The sequence below is a fragment of the Pseudomonas gingeri genome, assembly GCF_013385635.1.
Classification (GTDB): domain Bacteria; phylum Pseudomonadota; class Gammaproteobacteria; order Pseudomonadales; family Pseudomonadaceae; genus Aquipseudomonas; species Aquipseudomonas gingeri_A.
Window position 1 is genome coordinate 1 of the sequence record NZ_JACAPR010000030.1, and the last position, 23446, is coordinate 23446.

The 23446-nt window shown below is 63.5% G+C and carries 16 protein-coding genes; 5 read left to right on the top strand and 11 right to left on the bottom strand.

Translation table 11 applies throughout. The annotated features are described in order from the left end of the window. Positions 1–431 precede the first annotated feature (431 nt). Positions 432–1595 carry a type III PLP-dependent enzyme gene (locus HX851_RS30055; RefSeq protein WP_177055143.1) on the top strand — a complete coding sequence of 388 codons (1164 nt, stop codon included), beginning with the start codon at positions 432–434 and terminating at the stop codon, positions 1593–1595. Positions 1596–1728: 133 nt separating this feature from the next. Here HX851_RS30055 and HX851_RS30060 read toward each other — a convergent pair whose 3' ends face one another. Further along, positions 1729–2514 carry a tetratricopeptide repeat protein gene (locus HX851_RS30060; RefSeq protein ID WP_177066412.1) on the bottom strand — a complete coding sequence of 262 codons (786 nt, stop codon included), beginning with the start codon at positions 2512–2514 and terminating at the stop codon, positions 1729–1731. A 228-nt stretch (positions 2515–2742) separates the two neighbouring features. Here HX851_RS30060 and HX851_RS30065 point away from each other — a divergent pair, with 228 nt between their 5' ends. Continuing rightward, positions 2743–5268, top strand: coding sequence for a PepSY domain-containing protein (locus HX851_RS30065; RefSeq protein WP_177066413.1), 2526 nt, complete (start codon positions 2743–2745; stop codon positions 5266–5268). Positions 5269–5409: 141 nt separating this feature from the next. On the opposite strand, the gene HX851_RS30070 is transcribed toward HX851_RS30065, so the two are convergent. From HX851_RS30070 to ptsP, 3 genes are read right to left on the bottom strand one after another with little or no spacing between them, the layout of a single operon-like run. Next, complete coding sequence (locus tag HX851_RS30070; RefSeq protein WP_177066415.1) at positions 5410–7152, bottom strand: PTS fructose-like transporter subunit IIB; 1743 nt, start codon at positions 7150–7152, stop codon at positions 5410–5412. Positions 7153–7163: 11 nt separating this feature from the next. After that, complete coding sequence (gene pfkB, locus HX851_RS30075; protein ID WP_177066417.1) at positions 7164–8105, bottom strand: 1-phosphofructokinase; 942 nt, start codon at positions 8103–8105, stop codon at positions 7164–7166. After that, positions 8105–10966: a phosphoenolpyruvate--protein phosphotransferase gene (gene ptsP, locus HX851_RS30080; protein WP_177066419.1), complete on the bottom strand. Its 2862-nt coding sequence runs from the start codon at positions 10964–10966 to the stop codon at positions 8105–8107. Before ptsP ends, pfkB begins: the two co-directional genes overlap by 1 nt. A gap of 433 nt (positions 10967–11399) precedes the next feature. On the opposite strand from ptsP, the gene cra reads away from it, so the two are divergent. Together cra and HX851_RS30090 are read left to right on the top strand one after the other, a co-directional pair. Next, a complete protein-coding gene (gene cra / locus HX851_RS30085) occupies positions 11400–12395 on the top strand; it encodes a catabolite repressor/activator (protein WP_177066420.1) in 996 nt (331 codons plus the stop codon). A gap of 2 nt (positions 12396–12397) precedes the next feature. Further along, on the top strand, positions 12398–13189 hold the full coding sequence (locus tag HX851_RS30090) for a TatD family hydrolase (RefSeq protein ID WP_177066423.1): 792 nt from the start codon (positions 12398–12400) through the stop codon (positions 13187–13189). Here the strand turns inward: HX851_RS30090 and HX851_RS30095 are convergent. The 5 genes from HX851_RS30095 to HX851_RS30115 all read right to left on the bottom strand — a co-directional run bounded on the left by HX851_RS30095 (position 13164) and on the right by HX851_RS30115 (position 19788). Beyond that, complete coding sequence (locus tag HX851_RS30095) at positions 13164–13547, bottom strand: hypothetical protein (RefSeq protein WP_177066425.1); 384 nt, start codon at positions 13545–13547, stop codon at positions 13164–13166. The genes HX851_RS30090 and HX851_RS30095 overlap by 26 nt on opposite strands. Positions 13548–13720: 173 nt before the next feature. After that, entirely contained in the window at positions 13721–15751 is a 2031-nt protein-coding gene (locus HX851_RS30100; protein ID WP_177066427.1) for a methyl-accepting chemotaxis protein, read from the bottom strand. Between the two features lie 331 nt (positions 15752–16082). Next, on the bottom strand, positions 16083–16922 hold the full coding sequence (gene ampE / locus HX851_RS30105) for a regulatory signaling modulator protein AmpE (RefSeq protein WP_177055161.1): 840 nt from the start codon (positions 16920–16922) through the stop codon (positions 16083–16085). Next, positions 16919–17482 carry a 1,6-anhydro-N-acetylmuramyl-L-alanine amidase AmpD gene (ampD, locus tag HX851_RS30110; protein WP_177055163.1) on the bottom strand — a complete coding sequence of 188 codons (564 nt, stop codon included), beginning with the start codon at positions 17480–17482 and terminating at the stop codon, positions 16919–16921. The genes ampE and ampD overlap by 4 nt, the downstream gene beginning before the upstream one ends. Before the next feature lie 83 nt (positions 17483–17565). Next, on the bottom strand, positions 17566–19788 hold the full coding sequence (locus tag HX851_RS30115; RefSeq protein WP_177066429.1) for a DUF1631 domain-containing protein: 2223 nt from the start codon (positions 19786–19788) through the stop codon (positions 17566–17568). A 372-nt stretch (positions 19789–20160) separates the two neighbouring features. Here HX851_RS30115 and nadC point away from each other — a divergent pair, with 372 nt between their 5' ends. Continuing rightward, the gene (nadC, locus tag HX851_RS30120) at positions 20161–21009 is read left to right on the top strand and encodes a carboxylating nicotinate-nucleotide diphosphorylase (RefSeq protein ID WP_177066430.1); all 849 of its coding nucleotides are present in this window, start codon (positions 20161–20163) and stop codon (positions 21007–21009) included. A gap of 275 nt (positions 21010–21284) precedes the next feature. Here the strand turns inward: nadC and HX851_RS30125 are convergent, their stop codons facing one another. Further along, entirely contained in the window at positions 21285–21782 is a 498-nt protein-coding gene (locus HX851_RS30125; RefSeq protein WP_177066432.1) for a methylated-DNA--[protein]-cysteine S-methyltransferase, read from the bottom strand. Beyond that, positions 21779–23275 carry an AlkA N-terminal domain-containing protein gene (locus HX851_RS30130; RefSeq protein ID WP_177066434.1) on the bottom strand — a complete coding sequence of 499 codons (1497 nt, stop codon included), beginning with the start codon at positions 23273–23275 and terminating at the stop codon, positions 21779–21781. Before HX851_RS30130 ends, HX851_RS30125 begins: the two co-directional genes overlap by 4 nt. Positions 23276–23446: the final 171 nt, after the last annotated feature.

Here is a 23446-nt window from a genome sequence, read left to right on the forward strand (position 1 = left end):
ACCGCCAACAGCTTCGCGGGCTCCCACAACAGCCTGCTCCCAGACCCGCCCCTCCGACACAGACAGCGCCAACGGGGATTGGCATAAAACCCGCAAAAATCCCCTTCCCGGGGGAACATCAGACTGTCATCCGGGTCGGTTAAATAAGTGACTGATCCGAGTTACGCGACGAGCGCGTGCAAAAACGCGACATTTTTAGTTGATCTCAAGCCCCTCAAGTCCTAAAGTTCGCGCCGAACGTCCATGCTGGAAACGATCCATCCGGCTCAAGTCCTGACGACGAGACAGCAAGGCCAAGGGACGCGGTTGATCCCATGGCCTTTTTGCTTTCGGCGACATGCCTTGGGAAGTAGGCGAACCAAAGTGGGGATACGGAGGACGTTCATTTGCACCCATTGATAACTCAAGTTTGCCACTAGGAGTCCCCCCGCATGTCGATCCAGGTCGAAGACTATTTCGCGCGCGATACCTTTCAGAAAATGAAGGCGTTCGCCGACAAGCAAGAAACCCCTTTCGTGGTCATCGATACCCAGATGATCTCCCAGGCCTACGATGACCTGCGTGCAGGTTTCGAATTCGCCAAGGTGTACTACGCCGTCAAGGCCAACCCGGCCGTTGAAATCATCGACCTGCTGAACAAGAAAGGCTCGAGCTTCGACATCGCCTCGATCTACGAGCTGGACAAGGTGCTGAACCAGGGCGTCAGCGCGGACCGCATCAGCTACGGCAACACCATCAAGAAGTCCAAGGACATCCGTTACTTCTACGAGAAGGGCGTGCGCCTCTATTCCACCGACTCCGAAGCCGATCTGCGCAATATCGCCAAGGCCGCACCGGGCTCGAAAGTCTACGTACGCATCCTCACCGAAGGCTCGACCACGGCCGACTGGCCACTGTCGCGCAAGTTCGGCTGCCAGACCGACATGGCCATGGACCTGCTGATCCTCGCCCGCGACCTGGGCCTGGTGCCTTACGGCGTGTCCTTCCACGTCGGTTCGCAACAGCGCGACATCAGCGTCTGGGACGCGGCCATCGCCAAGGTCAAGGTGATCTTCGAGCGCCTGAAGGAAGAAGACAACATCCACCTCAAGCTGATCAACATGGGTGGCGGCTTCCCGGCCAACTACATCACCCGCACCAACAGCCTGGAAACCTACGCCGAGGAAATCATCCGCTTCCTCAAGGAAGACTTCGGCGACGACCTGCCGGAAATCATCCTCGAGCCTGGCCGTTCGCTGATCGCCAACGCCGGGATCCTGGTCAGCGAAGTGGTGCTGGTGGCGCGTAAATCGCGGACCGCCGTCGAGCGCTGGGTATACACCGACGTGGGCAAGTTCTCCGGCCTGATCGAAACCATGGACGAAGCCATCAAGTTCCCGATCTGGACCGAGAAGAAAGGCGAGATGGAAGAAGTGGTCATCGCCGGGCCCACCTGCGACAGCGCCGACATCATGTACGAAAACTACAAGTATGGCCTGCCCCTGAACCTGGCCATCGGCGACCGCCTCTACTGGCTGTCCACCGGCGCCTACACCACCAGCTACAGCGCGGTTGAATTCAATGGCTTCCCGCCGCTGAAGTCGTTCTACGTGTAAGCCTCCACACCTGCGCTGCAGCCGAAAGGCCCGTGATTGCTCACGGGCCTTTTTTATTGTCACTTTGCCGGGCTATCCGCTGGCACCCATCGATGCCCGGGTCTACAGAAGGTACTCCAGGGCGCTTGAAGGCTCAGCCCAACAACCTGTGCAGCGCCGCGCGGTCCTGCTCGTCGCCCAGGGCGGCCGCCTGCTGGTGGTAGGCCAGCGCCATGGCACGGATTCGCGGATCCCTGGCCGCCAGCAGGGTCTGGCGACTGATCCGCAGGAATTTCAGATTGCCGCCAGCCAGCGCCTTGCGCAGCCACTCCAGCGCCTGGTCGACCCGGCCCAGGTCGGCCAGCACCGTCGCGTAACTGAACTGCCCGCGAAAATCCCCTGCCTCGGCGGACAGGCGATACCACTCGCAGGCGGCAACAAGGTCAGCGGGACAGAAACGCCCATCTTCCAGGTAGCGCCCCAGCAGGTTCATCGATCTGGCATGGCCCATCCCGGCGGCACGCCGGTAGTGCGCCAACGCCAGGGCCTGATCCTCCCGCACCCCGCGTCCGGTCGCCAGCAGGTTGGCGTAGTTGTACAACCCCCAGTCCAGCCCGCCCTGCGCCGCCAGGCGGTAATGCCGCGCCGCCAGCCGCTCATCAGGCGCGCAACCCCAGCCGTGCTCATGGCAACGCCCGAGCATGTTGCGCGCCATCAGGTGACCGTCATTCGCGGCGATTTCAAACCAGCGCAGTGCCAGGGCCTGGTCGCGTTCGATGCCCTGCCCGTCCAGCAGGATCTGCCCCAGCAACGCCTGGGCCTCGACGACCCCTTCCGCCGCCGCCAGCAGGATCGCCTGGGCTGCGCGGGCCGGGTTCTCTTCCAGCATGACCTTGAGCGAGTCGCCGTCCAGCACCTCTTCGCGCCTGTACAACAGCATGACGCCGACACCTTAAAGAGAAATAATCGCAATAGTATCTGATTCCCATTGATACGGTAAGATACGCGCCGATAAGCGCCTTACATCTGCGTTTCCGACCGCCCTGGCGTCTGTAGCGTTATGTAGCGGTCTGTTTGTAAAAAGCTAACAAATATGAATTCGTCGCATTCGCACACACGGCATAATGCGCGCCGTGAAGCATGACTTTGATTGAGCAAGGCGGTCGCCGTGTTGAAGAAAACACTGTTCCAGTTGCATTGGCTGTTCGGCATCAGTGCCGGGCTGGTGCTGGCGTTCATGGGCATCACCGGGGCCACGGTGTCCTTCCAGGACGAACTGCTGCGTCTGCTCAATCCTTCGGTACTGCAAGTCGAAGCACCCAACCATGAAGCCCTGCCGCCCGCCGAACTGGTACGCAAGCTCGAAGCGCAGGAAGGCCAGACCGTCGCGATGCTGTGGGTGGAACCCCACGGCGACAGCGCCGGCCGGGTATTTTTCACCGCGCCGCCGGGCGAGCGGCGTGGGCAACTACGCTATTTCGATCCCTATACCGGTGACTACCAGGGCGATGTCGTCGGCCAGGACTTCTTCAACCTGATGCTGCAACTGCACCGGTTCCTGGCGATGGGTGACACCGGTCGCCAGATCACCGGCGCCTGCACCCTGATGCTGGTGTTCTTCTGTCTCTCCGGCCTGTATCTGCGCTGGCCGCGCAAGGCCCTCGACTGGCGCGCCTGGCTGACCCTCGACTGGGCGAAAAAAGGCCGGGCCTTCAACTGGGACCTGCACTCGGTAGCCGGCACCTGGTGCCTGGTGTTCTACCTGTTGTCGGCCCTGACCGGGCTATCCTGGTCCTACGAGTGGTACAGCAACGGCCTGAACAAGCTGCTCGCCGACTCCGTGGCCCAGCAGCGCAAGGTCGGACGAGCCCCACCCCCTGCCGGCCCGGCGCCCACCGCCGACTACGACGCTATCTGGGCCAGTATCAAGGGTGCCGCCGGCCCCGAACTCAGTGCCTATAACATCCGCATGCCACCGGTGGCCGGCCAGCCGGCAACCGTGTATTACCTGCTCAACGACTCACCCCATGATCGCGCCCTCAACCAGATCATGCTGGATCCCGCCACCGGCGCCATCCGCGAGCACTTCCGCTATGCCGACAAAAGCCTCAAGGGCCAATTGCTGACCAGCCTTTATGCGCTGCATGTCGGCAGTTACTTCGGCATCACCGGACGCATCCTGCTGACGATTTCCAGCCTGACCATGCCGCTGTTCTTCATCACCGGATGGTTGCTGTACCTGGATCGCCGTCGCAAGAAGCGCGCGGTGAAAAAAGCCCGCGGTGGACTCGGCCAGAACAGCAGCAATGCGCCTGCCTGGCTGGTGGGTTTCGCCAGCCAGAGCGGTTTCGCCGAACAACTGGCCTGGCAGACCGCCGGTCAATTGCAGGCCGCCGGCCTGCCGGTGCGGGTCCAGCCCCTGGCCGAGGTCGGCGAACGGGACCTGCGCGAATCGCAGCATGCGCTGTTTGTCGTCAGCACCTTTGGTGACGGCGAAGCACCCGACAGCGCCCGTGGCTTCGAGCGCAAAGTGCTGGGTCAGGCATTGGCCCTCGATGGCCTGAACTATTCGGTGCTGGCCCTCGGTGATCGCCAGTACCCGCATTTCTGCGGCTTTGCCCGACGCCTGCACCACTGGCTCGAAGCCCGCGGCGGCAACGTCCTGTTCGCACCGATTGAAGTCGACAGCGGTGACCCCTACGCCCTGCGCTACTGGCAACAGCAGCTCAGCCAGATAACCGGCGGCGCGCCCCTGGCGGCGTGGCAAGCGCCACGGTTCGACAACTGGACCCTCGCTCGGCGCGAGTTGCTCAACCCGGGCAGCAGCGGTTCCGGCGTCTACCTGATCGGCCTGGATGCTCCGACGCCAACCTCATGGCAAGCAGGTGACCTGGTGGAAATCATGCCGCGTCACCCCAGCGCGGCAGTCGAACACTTCCTGAACGGGCTCGGCCTGGAGTCAAGCACCCCGGTGCAGCTCGACGGCCTGCAGGAAACCCTGGCCCAGGCCTTGGCCGGTCGTCAGTTGCCGGATAATCGCGGCCATCTGGTAGGCCTGCACGCCCAGGCGCTGGTCGATGCGCTGGTGCCCCTCGCCCAGCGTGAATACTCCATTGCTTCCATCGCCAGTGACGGCCAGCTGGAACTGCTGGTCCGTCAGGAACGGCACGCGGACGGCAGCCTCGGACTCGGCTCAGGCTGGCTGAGCGAATACGCGCCCGTGGGGTCGGCCATCAGCCTGCGCCTGCGACGTAACAGCGGTTTCCATCTGCCCGCCGAGCCGCGTCCACTGATCCTGCTGGGCAACGGCACCGGCCTGGCCGGATTGCGCAGCCTGCTCAAGGCACGTATCGCCGATGGCCAGGCACGCAACTGGTTGCTGTTCGGCGAACGTAATATTACCCACGACTTCTACTGCCGTGAGGAGTTGCAAGGCTGGTTGGCGACGGGCGATCTCGCCCGGCTGGACCTGGCATTCTCCAGGGACCAGCAGGACAAGATCTATGTACAGGACCGCTTGCGGGAAACGGCGGATGAACTGCACCGCTGGCTCGCCGAGGGTGCCGCGATCTACATCTGCGGCAGCCTGCAGGGCATGGCAGCGGGCGTCGACCAGGTCCTGGCGGAACTGCTCGGTGCCGAGGCGGTTGAACGCCTGATCGAGCAAGGGCGCTATCGGCGGGATGTCTACTGACCTGCCCCCACCGCTCACTCACCGATCGTTCCCACGCTCCGCGTGGGAATGCAGCCCGTGACGCTCCGCGTCACAAAGCGGACGCAGAGCGTCCAGAGAGGCATTCCCACGCGGGAGCATGGGAACGATCATCAACGATCATTACGCCTGGGCCGGCTCCACGGTCAACTCGACTGCTTCCGGTCGCTTGAGCACGGCATAGGTCACCGCCGTCAGCAGGCTGCCGGCGATGATCGCCAGCAGATACGGCAGCGTGTGGTTGATCGCATTCGGAATCAGCATCACGAACAGCCCGCCATGGGGCGCCATCAGCTTGCAGCCGAAGTACATCGACAGGGCACCGGTCAGCGCGCCACCGGCGATGCTCGCCGGAATCACCCGCAACGGGTCCTTGGCGGCAAAGGGAATCGCCCCTTCCGAGATAAAGCACAGGCCCAGCACGAAGGCAGCCTTACCCGCCTCCCGCTCGCTCCGGGCAAACTTGTGTCGGGCAATCAGCGTGGCGATGCCCAGGCCGATTGGCGGCACCATGCCGGCGGCCATGGTCGCGGCCATCGGCGCATAACTCTGCGACGCCAGCAGCCCGACCGAGAAGGCATACGCCGCCTTGTTGATCGGCCCGCCAAGGTCGACGCACATCATCCCGCCGAGCAGGACACCCAACAGGATCGCGTTGGTGGTACCCATGCTGTCGAGGAAATGCGTCAGCCCCTCCAGCATCCCCGCCACCGGCTTGCCGACCACATAGATCATCACCAGGCCGGTGAACAGGCTCGCCAGCAACGGAATGATCAGGATCGGCTTGAGGGCTTCCAGGCTGGCCGGCAACCGCGCATGACGATTGATCGCCCTGGCACTGTAGCCGGCGAGAAAACCGGCGACGATCCCGCCGATAAACCCGGCACCGAGGGTGCTCGCCAACAGCCCGCCGATCATCCCCGGCGCCAGTCCGGGACGGTCGGCGATCGAGTAGGCGATATAGCCGGCCAACAGCGGCACCATCAGCTTGAAGGCGCTTTCCCCGCCGATCTGCATCAACGCAGCGGCCAGCGTGCCGGGCTCCTTGAACGCGGTAATGCCAAACACGAATGACAGCGCGATCAGCAGGCCGCCCGCCACCACCATCGGCAACATGAACGAAACACCGGTCAGCAGGTGCTTGTAGACCCCGGTCTTTTCCTGCCTGGCCGGGGCCGCGCCAGTGTCCGTCGCGGCACTCTCCGGCTTGCCTTCGGCCAGTGCCTTGTTCAGGGTCGCGTCCGGTTGCTTCAAGGCCACGCCGGTGCCGCAACGGTAGATGTTCTTGCCGGCGAAACGCTCGGTGGCGACTTCGATATCGGCCGCCAGCAAGACCACGTCGGCTTCGGCAATCGCTGCCGCACTCAACGGGTTGCGTGCACCGACCGAGCCCTGGGTTTCCACCTGCAGCTCGTAGCCCAGGCGCCTGGCCGACTGTTGCAAGGCTTCGGCGGCCATGAAGGTATGAGCGACGCCGGTCGGACAGGCCGTCACCGCCACCAGGCGCGGTGCGCGCTGGGCCACCACCGGCGCCGCAACCGCGGCCTCGGGGGCGATGTAGACACTCGCTTCTTCGGCACCGCGTCGCAGTATCGCTTCGACGTCCTGCAACGCCTGGGCCGGGGTGGTCTGGAACACCCGCTTGCCGACAAAGCGCAACATATCCACAGGCGCGCTGCCGACCACCAGCACCCATTCCGCCGCCGAGAGGGTTGCCGCCGACAGCTGGCGCTCCGGGTGCCGGCTGTCGTGTACTTCGACACTGGTGCTCCAGCCCTGGCGCTGGGCCGCCGCTTCCAGCAGGCGAGCGCACAACACGCTGGTGACCATGCCGTTCGGGCAGGCGGTAACAATGGCTAACTTCATCACAATCCCTCTTATTGTTCTGTCAGGGCGTGCACGCTGACGCCGCGTTCAAGCTGCGCCAGTCGTTCCCTGTCACCGATGCCGAAACCGATCTGGGTCACGGCCAGGGCGGCAATCGCCGTGGCCGTGCGCAGGGTCTGCTCCGCGCCGTGCCCGCTGAGCAGGCCATGAAGCATGCCGGCCAGCAACGCGTCGCCGGCACCGACGGTGCTCGCCACGCTGACGGTCGGCGGCAGCCCGTGCAATGCCGGTGCGGCGCAGAACCAGTTGACCCCTTCGGCACCGTGGGAAACCACCACGTGCTCGATGCCCTGGGCACGCAACCGGGCCGCCGCCTCGGATTGCGCGAGCGGCGACGTCACGGGGCTATCCAGCGCCTCGGACAACTCCTCGGTATTCGGCTTGATCAGCCACGGCCCCGCCGCTAGTCCGGCCTGCAAGGCTGCGCCACTGGTGTCCAGGGCGACTTTCAGGCCCAGCTGTTTCAACCGCCGCAACAGGGCTTGCAGCCATTGCGGACTGACGCCCCGGGGCAGACTGCCCGCGACCACCACGGCATCATGACCGGGGGCGATCTGTTCCAGCCGGTCCAGCAAGGCTTGCTGGGCCTCGGCACTGACCAGCGGACCGGGACCGTTGAGGTCGGTGATCCGGCCGTCGTGCTCGGCCAGCTTGATATTGCTGCGGGTCTCCCCCGGCACGCGGACAAAGGCATCGACAAATCCACGGCGGGCAAACAGGCTCTCGAAGGCTTGTTGATTGTCCTCGCCGAGAAAACCACTCACGGTCAGTTGATGCCCGAGATCCGCCAGCACCTGGGCGACATTCACGCCCTTGCCGGCCGCGTGGGTCTGCATGGCCTCGCTGCGATTGACCTGGCCCGGCTCCAGCCGTGCCAGTTGCACGGTCAGGTCCAGCGCCGGGTTCAGGGTCAGGGTCAGAATCCGCGCCATTACACCGCCTCCACGAGGGCGCGCACTTCATCGGCGCTACCCACGGCCAGGGCCGCACGGGCCAGGGCCTGTGCGGCCGGCAGGGTCAGTTCGCGCACCCGCGCCTTGACCTCGGGAATACTGCGGGCCGAAACACTCAGTTCGTCCACCCCCAGCCCCACCAGCACCGGCACCGCCAGCGGGTCGCCCGCCAGTTCGCCGCAGACGCCCACCCATTTGCCATGGGCATGGGCCGCGCGCACGGTGATGTCGATCAGTTGCAGCACCGCCGGGTGCAGGCCATCGGCCTGGGCCGAAAGTGTCGGATGACCACGGTCAATGGCCAGGGTGTATTGCGTCAGGTCGTTGGTGCCGACACTGAAGAAATCCACTTCCCGCGCCAGCACCGGCGCCAGCAAGGCCGCCGAGGGTACCTCGATCATGATCCCCAGTTGCAGGTCGGCCACCGGGATCTCCAGACGCAGGCGCTCGGTCATGTCCCGGGCCTGGCGCCACTCCGCCACACTGCCGACCATCGGGAACATGATCCGCAGCGGACGGTTGTCAGCGGCCCGCAACAGAGCCCGCAACTGACTTTCCATGATCTGCGGCCGTTGCAGGGTCAGGCGGATACCGCGCACGCCAAGGAACGGGTTCTCTTCCTTGGCGATGGGCCAATAAGGCAATGGCTTGTCGCCACCGACATCCAGGGTCCGCACCACCAGCGGTCGCCCGCCCAGGCCGTCGAGCACACGCCGGTATTCGGCTTCCTGGGTGGCTTCGTCCGGCGCTTGCGGATGCGCCATGAAGATCAGTTCGGTGCGCAACAGACCGATGCCTTCGGCGCCCTGTTCCACCGCGCCGGCGACTCCGGCGCTTTCACCGATATTGGCAAAGACTTCCACCGCATGCCCGTCACGGGTCAGCGCCGCCTGGTGACGTTGTTCGGCGGCCTGGCGCAGGCGCTGTTCGCGGCTGTCGCGCTCCTCGGTGGCACGCTGCAAGGCGACGGCATCCGGCGAGACATGCAACCGGCCACGCTGGCCATCGAGCAACAGTGTCGTGCCCGGCGCCAGCAACAGCACCGCCGCGCCCGCCCCGACCAGTGCCGGGATACCCAGGGCACGGGCGACGATCGCACTGTGCGCCGTGGCTCCGCCGCGGGCGGTGAGAATCCCCGCCACCCGCGCCGGATCCAGGCGCGCCACATCGGACGGGCCGACTTCGTCCATCACCAGTACATAGGGCTGCTCGGGCTCGGCCAGGGTTTCGACACCACACAACTGCGCCAGCACGCGCCGGCCGATATCCCGCAGGTCCGCCGCTCGCTCGGCCAGCAGTGCATCCTGCAAGGACTCCTGCTGCCGGGCGGCCGCCTCGATCACCGCCATCCAGCCGGCTTCGGCGCTTTCACCCTGCTTGAGACGGGTATCCACCTCGTCACTCAGTTCAGGGTCGTCGAGCATTTCCTGGTGGGTGATGAAAATCTCGCGAATGGCCTTGGCCTTGCTGCGCTGGATCAGGCCATCGATACCCTGGCGCACCTCACTCAGTGCGCTGTGCAGGCGCTGGCGCTCGAGCGCGGCCGACTGGCCACGCAACGGGTAGTCGAACGTCTGCGGGACCTGGATATGCGCGGGGCCGATGGCGATCCCCGGCGCGGCGGCAATCGCCTGGACCTGGCTGCCGGCAACCGGTGCCGTCAAGGCTACGACCACCTCGTCCACGACCACACTGGCGACGCTCACCGCCGGCAAGGGTTCGACTTCCTCGCCGAGGCCTTCTGCCACCGCCGCCAGCAAGGCCGGCAAGGCATCGGCGGCGATCCCCGGCTCGGCAATGAACTCCAGCACCTGGGCCCGGCGCGCGCCGAGGCTGAGCAGCTTGCTCAGGCTTTTCACCGACACCGCGCTGCCCTGGGCATCGACGATGCGCACACGGATATCGCCGTCAAAACTTTTCGCCAGTTGTGCAAGGACCTTCGCCGGCCGGGCGTGCAGGCCATGGGCATTGGCCAGGGCAATGCGCGCGCTCGGCCAGTCGGCCGGCAGCTCGCCGCCCAGCACCTCCAGCACCGCCCGGCTGCTGGTGGCACGACCCAGCTCATGGCCACGCCCTTCGATCAGCAGCGCGCAAAGACGTTCGAGCAGGGCCTGGTGGGCCTCGCCGAGACTGGCGAGGCAGAACAGTCCACTCAAGGGTTGGCCGAGATAACGCAACGGCTTTTCCGGCGTGACAAACGCCAGCCCTGGCCGCTTGACCGTCTGCTCGCTGTGTAGCCACCACAAACCGTCGCCCAGCGGCAGCGCCTCGACCTGCTGCAGGACCGCGGCAAAACCGTTGCTCACACAATCGGCCTGGCGCAGCAGGCGGGCGCCGCGCCAGACCAGTTCTTCGAAATCATCGGCCGCCACGCCGAGACCGATCATCTGTGCATCCAGCGCCAGTTCCTGGGGCGCGCCTTGTAGCAGTTTCAGCAAGGCTTCGGCAGAGCTTGCACGGCGCAGGGCCTGGCCCAGGTCGGTCTCGCCGAGGGCACGGGTGAGCAGTTGCAGCAGGCGCAGGTGTTCGTCGGATTTCGCCGCGATGCCGATGGCCAGGTAAACGATCTGGCCATCGCCCCAATCCACGCCTTCGGGAAACTGCAGCAGGCGCACACCCGTGGCGAATACCTGGTCGCGGGTCTGCGGGGTGCCATGGGGAATCGCGATACCCTGGCCGAGAAAGGTCGAGCCTTGCGCCTCACGGTCCTGCAAGCCGGCCAGGTAGCCCTCGGCCACCAGGCCGTCGGTCACCAGCTTGTCCGCAAGCAATTGCAGGGCAGCAGACTTGTCCACGGCCGACTGGCCCATGGAAATCTGCTCTACGGTGAGCTCGAGCATGCCTTTCTCCTATTCAGCGCCCACAATGGGACGCTAGGTATTGTTTTGAATGAATCAGCCTGGGTTTGCATGCCAAACAGGGCGAAACGGTCTTTCGGCAGGACCATGGCACCGGACGCAATCCCAGGAAAATACGCTTGCTGAAACGTTTAATCTAGTCTGTAGGACACGTTACTCGATTATTGTTCCGGGTTGAAGCCCTGCTGGTCGACAACTGGCTGTCGGCGAATCTGCTGGAAAAGCCGTGCATATTTCAGTGATCTGGCGGGCCTGTTCGCGGGCAAGCCCGCTCCCACACGAGCCCGCTTCCCCACAAGTTGGCTCCCCTACCCACCCGGTGCCCACACCCGCCCGCTTCCACAGTCGACTGCCGGAATAGGATACGATCAGAGAAAATGCAGCCGTGAGCTACAGCAAACAAGGAATCATCCGCTTGAAACTCAGTGATATTGCCCAACTGGCCGGTGTGTCCGTCACCACCGCCAGCTACGTCATCAACGGCAAGGCCGAGCAACAGCGTATCAGCAGCAGCACCGTGGAGCGGGTCCGGGCCGTGGTCGAGCAGCATGGCTTCACGCCCAACCCCCAGGCCGCCGGCCTGCGCAGTCGCAAGACGCGCACCCTCGGCTTTATCCTCCCAGACCTGGAAAACCCCAGTTACGCACGCATCGCCAAGCTGCTGGAACAAGGCGCCCGCGCCCGTGGTTATCAGTTGCTGATCGCCAGCTCCGACGATAATCCGGAAAGCGAACGCCAGTTGCTGCAACTGTTCCGTGCCCGTCGCTGCGACGCCTTGTTTGTCGCCAGTTGCCTGCCGGCCGAGGACGACAGCTATCGCCAGTTGCAGGACCTGGGAATGCCGGTCATCGCCATCGACCGGGAAATGGAGCCCACGCATTTCTGCTCGGTGGTCAGTGACGACCACCAGGCCAGCCTGCAACTGACCCGCAGCCTGTTGCAACCGATGCCGCGCCATATCGCCCTGATCGGCGCTCGCGCCGAGTTGAGCATCAGCCGGCAGCGGGCCGGCGGCTTCAAGGACGCGCTGGACGGTTTCAAGGGCGAGGTCCTGATCGAACACGGCGAAGCCTTCAGTCGTGAGTGTGGCCGGCAACTGATGGATGCGCTGGTCAAGCGCCTCGGCCATCTGCCCGATGCCCTGGTCACCACCTCTTATGTGCTGCTGCAAGGTGTGTTCGATGCCTTGCACGACCATCCGCTCAAGCCACAGCCGTTGCGCCTGGGCACTTTCGGCGACACCCAGTTGCTGGATTTCCTGCCCCTGCCCGTCAACGCCATGGCCCAGCAACACCTGTTGATCGCCGACAAGGCTCTGCAACTGGCCCTCGCCGCCATCGAGGAGAAGGACTACCGGCCCGGCGTCCAGGCGATTGCCCGGACCTTCAAGCAGCGTCTCCGCGAGTCCTGAGCATGGAGCTGATCGACACCCACACCCATCTCGACTTTCCAGACTTCGATGAAGACCGCGACGCACTGCTCGGGCGCAGTCGTGCCCTGGGTGTCGGGCGGATGGTGGTGCTGGGGGTCTATCGGCAGAACTGGCAGCGGGTCTGGGACCTGGTGCTGAGCGATCCGCAACTGCATGCGGCATTCGGCCTGCACCCGGTGTACCTGGAAGATCATCGCCCCGCCGACCTGGACGAACTGGCTGACTGGCTCAGTCGCCTGGCCCGGCATCCGCAGCTGTGCGCGGTGGGTGAATTCGGCCTGGATTACTTTCTGCCGCAGCTCGATCGCGAACGCCAGCAGGTACTGTTCGAGGCGCAGTTGCAGCTCGCCGTGGACTTCAATCTGCCGGCCCTGCTCCATGTACGTCGCAGCCATGCGGCAACCATTGCCACACTCAAGCGTTTTCGCCCGGCTCGTGGCGGGATCATCCACGCCTTTGCCGGCAGTCGCGAAGAAGCCCGGGAATACCTCAAGCTCGGTTTCAAGCTCGGCCTGGGTGGCGCCGGGACCTGGCCACAGGCGTTGCGCCTGAGCAAAGTGATTGCCGATCTGCCCCTGGATGCCGTGGTGCTGGAAACCGATTCGCCGGACATGGCGCCGGTCATGTATGCCGGCATGCGCAACAGCCCGGAACACCTGCCGGCCATCTGCACCGCCCTGGCCGGACTCATGGCCGTCAGCCCGCAGGCATTGGCCGCCGCCAGCAGCGCCAACGCGTGTGCGCTGTTCAACTGGCCAGCGAATCCGGCCTGACCGCGACCTGCAGGACCAGCGTCATCTGCTGCCGGTGGCGGGCGTAACGCAAGGTCGCGAAATACAGCAGCAGCGCCAGCAGGGAAAAATTGAGTTGCTCGACCACGCTGATCAGGCCGACCCACTCGCAGACCAGGGCGACCAGCAACGAAGTACTGATCAACAGCACCATACTGGCCTTGAGTGGCGACAATGCGTCCAGCGACCTGAAGCGTTTCAGTTGCTTCGGGCAATTGAGCTGTACCGCCTTGTTGCAGCAGCGGCAGGCAAAACTTTCATTGATGGCAATCGCGTTCAAATGCCAGGCGCTGAGGGGAAATGTGCCACTGCAGTGCGCACAGGTCCCCTTGACGCCCATGAGCGTATCCTTCAAACCTGTTCCTCCCGGGCGGTAACGGCTTACCGATGGGTCTGGTATAGATGGCTTTTCACCCATCGTAAGCAGAAAGACCGGCCCATAAAGAAAACAGGATTTGACCTACGCACCAAGCATTTAAGTACTACAGACTGTTCCAAGACCCACGACGCCCGTCATACCCGGAAGGCGCCAATCAACTGCTTCAACTCAACCACCTGGGCCGATAGTTGCCGGCTGGCACTTTCGGTCTGGTGTGCACCGTCCGCGGTGCGTTCTCCGGCCCGATTGATCTCGACGATATTCCGGTCGATATCGTGGGCGACAGCGGTCTGCTGTTCGACAGCCGCCGCGATCTGCTGGTTCTGGTCGACAATCATGCCGACCGCGCCAAGAATATTTTCCAGGGCCTGCTGGACCTTCTCCGACTGGCTCACGGTACCGTCCGCCATCTGATGGCTGACCCCCATGGCCTTGACCGCCGCCCCGACACCGCCGTGCAGCTTGCTGATCATCTGTTCGATCTCTTCGGTCGATTGCTGGGTGCGCTTGGCCAGGGTACGGACCTCATCGGCCACCACCGCGAAGCCACGCCCCTGCTCGCCGGCACGCGCCGCTTCGATGGCAGCGTTCAAGGCCAGCAGGTTGGTCTGTTCGGCGATGCTCTTGATCACCTCCAGTACCCGGCTGATGGACTGGCTGTCGATGGCCAACTGGTTGATCACCTGTACCGACTGGTCGATCTCCCCGGCCAACTGGGCAATGCTGCCCTGCTGCGACTCCACCAGGGCACGCCCGCTCAAGGTTTCATCATTGACACTGTGGGCACTGCTGACCGCCGCCGCCGCACTGCGCGCCACTTCCTGGGCGGTGGCCGACATCTGGTTCATCGCCGTGGCAACCTGCTCGATCTGACTGCGCTGGCCGGCCACCGCCTGGTTACTCTGGGCCGATACCGACTCCACCTGCCCGGCCTGGCGCTCGACTTCACCGACCGTCTGCCCGACCCGCTCGATCAGGTCATGGATCTTGGCCACCGTGCCGTTGAACACCGCGCCCAGTTCCCCCAGTTCATCGCGACTGTGAGCAACGAAACTGACGGTCATGTCGCCTGCCGCGACTTTGTCCATCATTTCGCCCAGGCGGCGCAAGGTGGTGCGGGTCGACGCGTAGAAGCCGCCATAGAGGTAGACGATGGAGAGAAACACCACCGCCAGCGCCACGACCAGCAACAGCATATGCAGGCGGTTCTGCGCCAGGCGCTGTTGCAGTTCCTGATCGATATAGGCCAGGGTCGCGTCATTGAGCTTGTAGGTCTGGGCCATCAGGCCACTGACCTGGTCGTAGAATGCCGGCCAGGGCGCTTCGAGGGTTTCGGCCATCACCACCTGTTCCTCGAACACCTCGCTGGCTTTTTTCAGCGAGGCCTGGCTGGCCGCGGTCAACGAGTCCAGCGCCCCATGGGCGTTGCGGCTGCTGCCCAGGGCGTCCTGCAACTTGAGGGCATATTCGGCCTGCAGCTTCTCGATCTGCTGCAGCAGTTCGTCAAAGCGGGTGCTGGACGAGGAATTGAGAAATCCCTGGCCCAGGGAATAGGCGCCCATGGAGCGTCCTTCGCCGAGGGTCTGGGTGACTTGCGGGGTGACGCTGGTGATCAACTCGCTCAACTGGCGCAGATCGCTCTGGCCATCACGGCTGAGCCCGGACTGGCTGGCGATGATCTTGCTGAAGATCTGCGCCTTGCCCAGCAGCTTTTCGATCAGGGCGCTTTTGCTCAACAGGGAACTTTCGGCTTGCTGGACCTTGAACGCGCTGACCATTTCATCGCGTTTGGCCGTGAAGACCGCCATCTGCTCCGGCTCGCTGGTCACCGCCGTCAGGCCCTGGAGTCGCTCCAGGACGCTTTGCTCAAGCTGGCTGATCCGGCTCTCCAGGTCACCGGCCTTGCCGGATTGCCCCAGCACCGCGTTGATCTGCACCTGATTGTTCAGGGTCTCCAGATCACGTCGCAGGATCAGGCTGCTGCCGAGCAGGTCCAGGCTTTGCAGCTCGACCTGGGTGGCGGAGAACTCACGGTAGGAGTCACGGACCAGATAAAAGTTGGTCACCAACATCGGCACGAAGAACAGCACACTGATCAGGCTGAACTTCATCCCGAAGCTCAGGCGATTCATCAGGGCGACGGCGGGATATAGCAAGCTCTTCACTAGAACGCTCCCTTTCCTATTATTTTTATAGTGGCAGGCACGACGAGGCACAAAGCCAGCATCCGCAGCTACTGCTTGTATAACGTAATTCGGAAAGGAGTTTTGTAACTTAAGGTTAACCGGCCCCCATGAAATCCGCGGGAGCCGGCTTGCCGGCGATCATGATCGTTCCCACGCTCCAGCGTGGGAATGCAGCCCGTGACGCTCTGCGTCACAGAAGCGGACGCAGAGCGTCCATGGCGGCGTTACCACGCGGAGCGTGGGAACGATCGGATGGGGTCTGCCTGTGGGAGGGTGGCTTGCCCCCGAAGCCTTCAGCAGCCCTGAAAGATCAGATCAGCACGGTCCACAAGGCAAAACCGGCATACCAGAGCACCGCAGCCCGCAGCAGCAGTTCCCAGAGACTGTCCAGGCTGGTGACGCCATCGGCACCCACGACCGCAGCCGGCACTTCTCCGGCCACCCGTCCGACTTTCTCCACCAACTGCTCGGCGGTGATGTCCCAGTTGAGCAGCTCGTGCAACATCACCCGGCTGACCGCGACGAAATTGCCGACCAGCGCCAGGCTCGCCGCCAGCAGGCGCACCGGCAGCCAATCGAAGGCATGGCGCAACAGGATGGCGCGCTCGGCCAGGGCAGGGTTGCGGCTGTGCTCCGTGGCCAGGGCCAGCAGGCGATAGCTCAAGGCGGCCACCGGGCCCAGCAGGAAATACCAGAAGATCACCGCGAAGAAACTCTGATAGGCCTGCCACAGCAGGTAGCCCTGGACCTTCTCCAGCAGCTCCTCGCCATTCTCGGCGCACTTCACGTTCATGTCGCGCCGGGCGACATGCACCCCGGCCTGCACGTCACCGCGCCGCCAGGCATCGCGAAAAGGTCCCAGTGCCGCCAACAGATCGCCGCGCCCCAGGCTGTAGATCACCACCAACAGATGCACCGGCAACGCCAGCAGGCCATAGGCGACCGGCTGCAGCACCATCAGCAGCAAACCGAGCAAGGCGACCGGCAGCAACACCAGCAGCACCAGTACCAGCCACGGCTGTTTCGCCCAACGCGGGCTGGACTCAAGCTTCGCCAGTTCGCCCAACCAGGCGCCATCACGCTGCACACGCTGGCGCAGGGCCGAGAACTTCTCGATCCAGACCGCCAGCAGCAGCACCAGAAAACTCATTGTGACTCTCCTTTTTCCAGCAGGGCGACGCGAAAGCGCCCCCAGTCAAAGCCCGCTCCCGGATCGGTCTTGCGGCCCGGGGCAATGTCGCTGTGGCCGCAGATCCGTTGCGGGGTCAGTGCCGGGTAAGCGTCCAGCAACTGCCGGGTCAAGGTAATCAGCGACGCATACTGCGCTTCGGTAAAAGGCAGATCGTCGGTGCCCTCCAGCTCGATGCCCAGGGAGAAATCGTTACAGGTCTCGCGCCCCTCGAAACTCGACACGCCGGCATGCCATGCCCGCTCCAGACAGGAGACAAACTGCGTGACCTTGCCGTCACGTTCAATCAGAAAATGCGCAGACACCCGTAGGTGGGCAATGCCGTCAAAGTAGGGATGTTCCGTGACATCCAGGCGATTCTGGAAAAACTCCTGGACCTTCCCGGTGGCGAATTGCCCCGGCGGCAGACTGATGTTGTGGATCACCAGCAGGGAAACTTCCCCTTCGGGGCGCTCATTGAAGTTGGGTGACGGACAGTGACACACGTCCTGGCACCAACCCGTGGCGGGATCCAGCTGCATACAGGTTCCTTCGAGGATAAAAGCGACAGGCCCAGTATGCCGCGAGAGAGGCCAGGATGGGCAGCACTCTCTGCGCAAAAACCTCAGCGGGCCTTCAACCGCCGCAGGTTGCCGATGACCGACTCCAGGGCGCGGTCGAACAGCAGCGCGTCGTCCAACAGCCGCACAGCACCGCGCCGGAACTCGACGGCCAGGCCCTGGGCCGTGCGTTCCAGCACCTTCATGCCGGTACGGTTGACGAAGATGTACTTGCCGGTCGACTCGATGATCGCCGTCAGTTTGCAACGCAGGCTGTTTTCCTCGTCTTCACGGATCTCGACCCAGTTGCCGACCCGCAACTGCCGGACCCACAACAGCCCGGCGTCGTCTGCAGGCAATTCCACCTGGCGCTCCTCGGTGAACGTGTCATCCGGTGAGCCGAGGACGATTTCCTCCAGCACTGCGACCATCGCCGGTTGCATCTCGTCGATGGCGGCCGGCTCGGCCTGCTGCTTTGCCAGGCGCTGGAAGACCTGGACATGCAGGTTTTCCAGCTGGCTGAAAAACTCGCTGGTGGCAAACGGATCGAAGGCGGCACTGGTCAGGCCGTCGCGCAACGCCTTGAGCAAACCGGGCACCAGTTCCAGCAGACGCAGGCGGGCATCGGCCTGGCCCCGGGGCTCCACGCTCCAGATCAGGTCGTCCATGGTTTGCAGGCCAGCCTGCCACTCGGCGGACGCTTCGCCGTGCTTGAGGCAGGTGAGCAACAGCACCTTGCTCCAGGCCTCCTGCAGCAGACGCACCACGACTTCTGGCAAGGTCTTGCCCAGCAGTCGCTCGTTCAGCACTTCCTGGACCTGCTGACGAGCCTGTTCGGCCTTGGCCCGGCCTTCTTCGGCATCGCGGGTACGCTGCTCGAGCAACTCGCTGCGGCGGCGTTCGTCACTGGTAAAGGCGAGGAAATCCACCAGCAACTCGGAGAAGATCGCCGGATCGTCGACAAAGTCATTCAACAAACGCTGCACGATCTGCTCGATGCGCACGTACAACGCATCGCGCTGATAGTCGTCGCGCGCTCCCCAGCCCATGGCCGCGGCGGCGATTTCGTTGAGCAGACGTCGGGCCGGATGACTGCCACGACTGAAAAAGCTCTTGTCCAGCACCGCCACTTTCAGCATCGGAATCTGCAGGCGTCCGATCAATGCCTTCAGGGAGTCCGGCAGGTTACGGTCATCGAGGATAAATTCGAAGAGCATGGCGATCAGGTTGATCACGTCCTCGTCCATGACCCCGACCACACGTGACTTGCCGCTCTTGACGCTGACCCGGGTCAACAACTGTTCCAGTTGGTTGCGCAGGTCGAAATCGTCCGGAGCAGTCTGCGTCGGCACGTACTGCTGCAAATGCGAAAGCAGCCGCAACAGGTCGCCGGTGGAAATCGGCTGGACCTCGGACCCCACATCCAGCCTGGGCGCCACGCTGCCGCGGACATGCAGCAACAGCTCCTGCAAGGCCGAGAAAACTTCCTGGACACTGGCATCGAGGGATGACGAGCCCGACTTGGCCGCTCCCGCCTCACCCTGGCTCGCCCGCGTACTGGCGGCCGGACGATCGGAAGCACGCCGCGCCGGCACGGCCTTGAGTTCCGGCAGCACGCCGGTGGCGATCAGCAATTGGTTGGCTTCGGCATACAACTGGTCGGCGTCGCTGAGGACATACTTCTCGAACAACTTGAGAATGATCAGCTTGACCTTGATCTCCACCCCCAAGTCACGCCCGGCCTCCAGGAAATACTCACAGAGCATCGCCGGCCCCATGGGGTTGTCCTGGTCCTCGAGGCGTCGGGTGATCAAGGCATTCAAGCGGGTGGTCAATTGCCCGAGGGCAAAACCGTCACGGCTGAGAACCTTGGCGACCATGGCGTCCAGGGCGACGGTCTTTTCCAGTTCGTCGTTCGGTACCAGCGCCAGCTTGTCGTAGGACATCGGCGTCGGCAGCGTCACCTCGTTGATATCGTACTGACCGAGGCCGACAAAGGCCTCGAAAAAACGCTCGAGAAAGCCGCGCTCGATACTTTTGCGCTTGAGACGCAGGTCGCGCATGGCTTCGAAGAAGGTGTTCTGGTCGACATTGTTCAGGGCCTTGTCGGCCATTTCGAACAGAGTGTCGTCGGCATTGTCGAACAGCCCCTGCAAGCCTTGCTTGAGCTGCTGCGCGGCCTTGTCGCGAACCTGGAGCAGAACCACGGGCAAACGGGCGAGCGGCGACGGCGTCGCTCGTTCATCGGTGGCCTTGTGCAAAGGCACTACCTTCCCGTCATTGTGCATCCAAGCCTCCTGCTGCTGCGGTTCTTCGGTTCTGTGTGAACAATCGGTGTGCGCGGGCCGTGGCAAATCGCTCACAAGCCCTTCGCGGCGGGTGCCCGGGCACCCGTCGGGGTATCGATAATCAGGGAATCACAGAGACGTCAAAGCTATGACGTCAATTACAAGGCATATTATCTTGCAAAAGATGTCACTTTTGCTAGCGAACTCTGCAATTCCTTTTCATGCATGGCGTTCAATAGACCGTCGGAGACGCAAAAACGCTCAGCCGAAGCGACCAAATGCAGGTTTGCGGGGCATCGTATTGGCCGGCGCGCCTTGGGTTAGCTCGCGCCAAGGCCCTATAATCGGGCGACTTTGTTTGTGGAGCCCGTTATGCCGAATCTACGTCTCGCCGACCTGACCGCCGAAATCGAAGCCAACGTGCGCCGTGCGTTGCTCGAAGACATCGGCAGCGGCGACATCACCGCGCAACTGATCCCCGCCGAACGGCTGGCCAAGGCCACCATCATCACCCGTGACGAAGCGACGATTGCCGGCACGGCCTGGGTCGACGCGGTCTTTCGCCAGCTCGATCCACGGGTTGCGGTGCATTGGCAGGTGCGCGACGGCGAGCGGGTCAACCCGAACCAGGTGCTGTTCCACCTCGAAGGTCCGGCGCGCTCGCTGCTCAGCGGCGAACGTTGCGCCTTGAACTTCCTGCAGATGCTCTCCGGCATTGCCAGCCACGCGCGCTACTACGCCGACCAGGTGGCCGATACCGCGGTCAAGCTGCTGGATACCCGCAAGACCCTGCCGGGTCTGCGCCTGGCGCAGAAGTACGCGGTGACCTGCGGCGGCTGCCATAACCACCGCATCGGCCTCTATGACGCCTTCCTGATCAAGGAAAACCATATCGCTGCCTGCGGCGGGATTGCCCAGGCCATCAGCGCCGCCCACAAGATCGCACCGGGCAAGCCGGTGGAAATCGAAGTGGAAAGCCTGGAAGAATTGAAGGAAGCGCTGGCGGCGGGCGCCGATATCATCATGCTCGACGAACTGAGCCTGGACGACATGCGCGAAGCCGTGCGCCTGAACGCCGGCAAGGCCAAGCTCGAAGCCAGTGGCGGCATCAATGAAAGCACCTTGCGGCCGATTGCCGGGACCGGCGTCGACTACATCTCGATTGGCGCGATGACCAAGGATGTAAAGGCGGTGGACCTGTCGATGCGCCTGAGTCTCTGACACGGGCTTGCTGTAGGAGCCGGCTTGCCGGCGATGAGGCCCTTGAGCCATGCCTCGCCTGAACGGACGCCATCGCCGGCAAGCCGGCTCCTACAAGTTGGTGCGTCACCGCCAAATATCGTTATTGTCACGGCCCATGTAGGAGCTGGCTTGCCAGCGATGGCGCCCTTGAGCCATGCCTCGCCTGAACGGACGCCATCGCCGGCAAGCCGGCTCCCACAGGTTATTAGGGCAAGCCCGCTCACCACACAGCCCGCTCACAGAATATCTTGAATTCAGCGGAGCTGAAAATGCCGCGACTCATGCTCCAGCAGCCACTGCTTGGCCGCCAGCCCGCCACCAAAGCCGGTCAGCGTGCCATTGCTGCCTATCACCCGGTGGCAAGGCACGATCACCGGCACCGGGTTGCGGCCATTGGCGGCGCCCACCGCCCGTGACGCCTTGGGCCGCTGGATCTGCTGGCAGATCTGCCCATAGCTGGTGATCACGCCGTAGGGAATCGTCGCCAGTGCATCCCATACTTCCTTCTGGAAGTCCGTGCCCTGCATATTGAGCTTGAGATCGAATTCCAGGCGCTCACCGGCGAAGTACTCTTCCAGTTGCCTGCGCACCGGCGCCAGCTTTTCCGGGGCATGCAACCAACCGTCCAGCGGTGTCTGCGGCCGATAATCCAGCTCGAAACGCAGTTCGCGCAGTCCGTCATCGTCGGCCACCAGCATCATCGGGCCGATGGGCGAAGGCATCACATCGTAATAGATCACGCTTGCAGTCATTTCTGGCTCCTGCGTATCGATTCGGATTCCACCGCCCGGCGCCACAGGTACATGACCGCATAGGCGCGCCACGGCCTCCAGTCCTCGGCCAGTCCCTCAAGGGCTCTGCTGGTCAAGGGCGGACCGTCCTCAACGACTTCCCGGCGCAGGATCAGGTCCGCTGCGGGGAACGCATCCGGATGATTGAGCACGCGCATGGCGATGTAATGGGCCGTCCATTCGCCGATACCCGGCAGCACCACCCAGCTTTTGACGAAGTCATCCAACCGCTGCTCGGCGCGAAAGTTCACCCGGCCGTCGAGCAAGGCCCGGGCAATACCCTGGATAGTGGCCATGCGGGTGCGGATCACACCGATGGAGCCCAGGTCGGCGTCGAGCAGTTGTTCAGGCGCGGGAAACAGCCGGTCCAGGCCCGGTGCCAGTGGAGCTTCAAGTACGGTTCCGAAACGGCTCAGCAGGCGCGCGGCAAGCGTGCGTGCCGCGGCGACACTGACCTGCTGGCCCAATACCGCCCGTACCGAAACCTCGAAACCGTCCCAACCGCCCGGCAGGCGCTGGCCGGGATAACGCTCGACCAAGGGCGCCAGCACCGGGCTGGCGCCGAGCGTGGCGGCGATGGCCTGCGGGTCGGCATCCAGATCGAACATCCGGCGAATCCGCGTCACTACCGGCAACATCTGCGCGGGCGCGACATTGAACAGTTCCAGCTTCAAGGCATGACCTTCAGCGGACCACTGACTGACCCGCAGCCAACTGGGCGATTCGGCATCGCCGAAGACCCGTCGATAGCTGTCCGCCTCGACCACCTCTATCCCCGGCAAGGCACGGCTGGCAAGAAACGCTAACAGTGCCTTGAAATCGTAGGGTGGTCGATAAGCGAGCCGCAGGACCAAAACATTACTGCTACTGGCCTTGGGCTTGCGCCGCAACTCCCGAGGCGCGACGCGGTTGGCTTCGGCAAAAGCCGAATTGAACCGGCGCAGGCTCTGGAAGCCCGAAGCCAATGCCACCTCGGTAATCGGCAGCGCTGTTTCGGTCAGCAACTGCTTGGCGAACAGCAGGCGCTGGGTCGAATGCACCGCGATGGGCGGCGCGCCGAGGTGCTGGACAAACAGACGACGCAATTGTCGTCCACCGACGTCCAGGCGAGCCGCCAGTTCGTCGAGCGAGTGCTCGGCGAGAAAACCTTCGTGAATCAGCTTGAGGGCTCGTGCCACCCGATGTTCACCGTGCAACCAGACGCTATTGCCCGGCGCCAGTTCCGGCCGACAGCGCAGGCAGGGCCGGAAACCCAGCGCTTCGGCGGCGGCGGCGCTGGGGTAGTACTGCACATTCTCGACCTTGGGTGGCCGCGCCGGACAGACCGGCCGACAGTAGATCCGAGTACTGAGTACGGCGGTGAAAAACACCCCGTCGAACCGCGCATCACGACTCAGGCGCGCCTTTTCGCAGATATCGGCAGTGGGAAATATCGCAACGGTTGTCGTGTTCATGGGCGCAGGTTAGCACCGGCAGTGTGACCGATCTCGCCATTTTCGGACGTGAATGTTGCCGCAAGCGCAAACACTTTTTCGAACACGAACTCATATAAGAGCGATGGCGCCCTTGAGCCTTGCACCGCCTGTCCAGACGTCATCGCCGGTAAGCTGAACTGGCCTAATGAT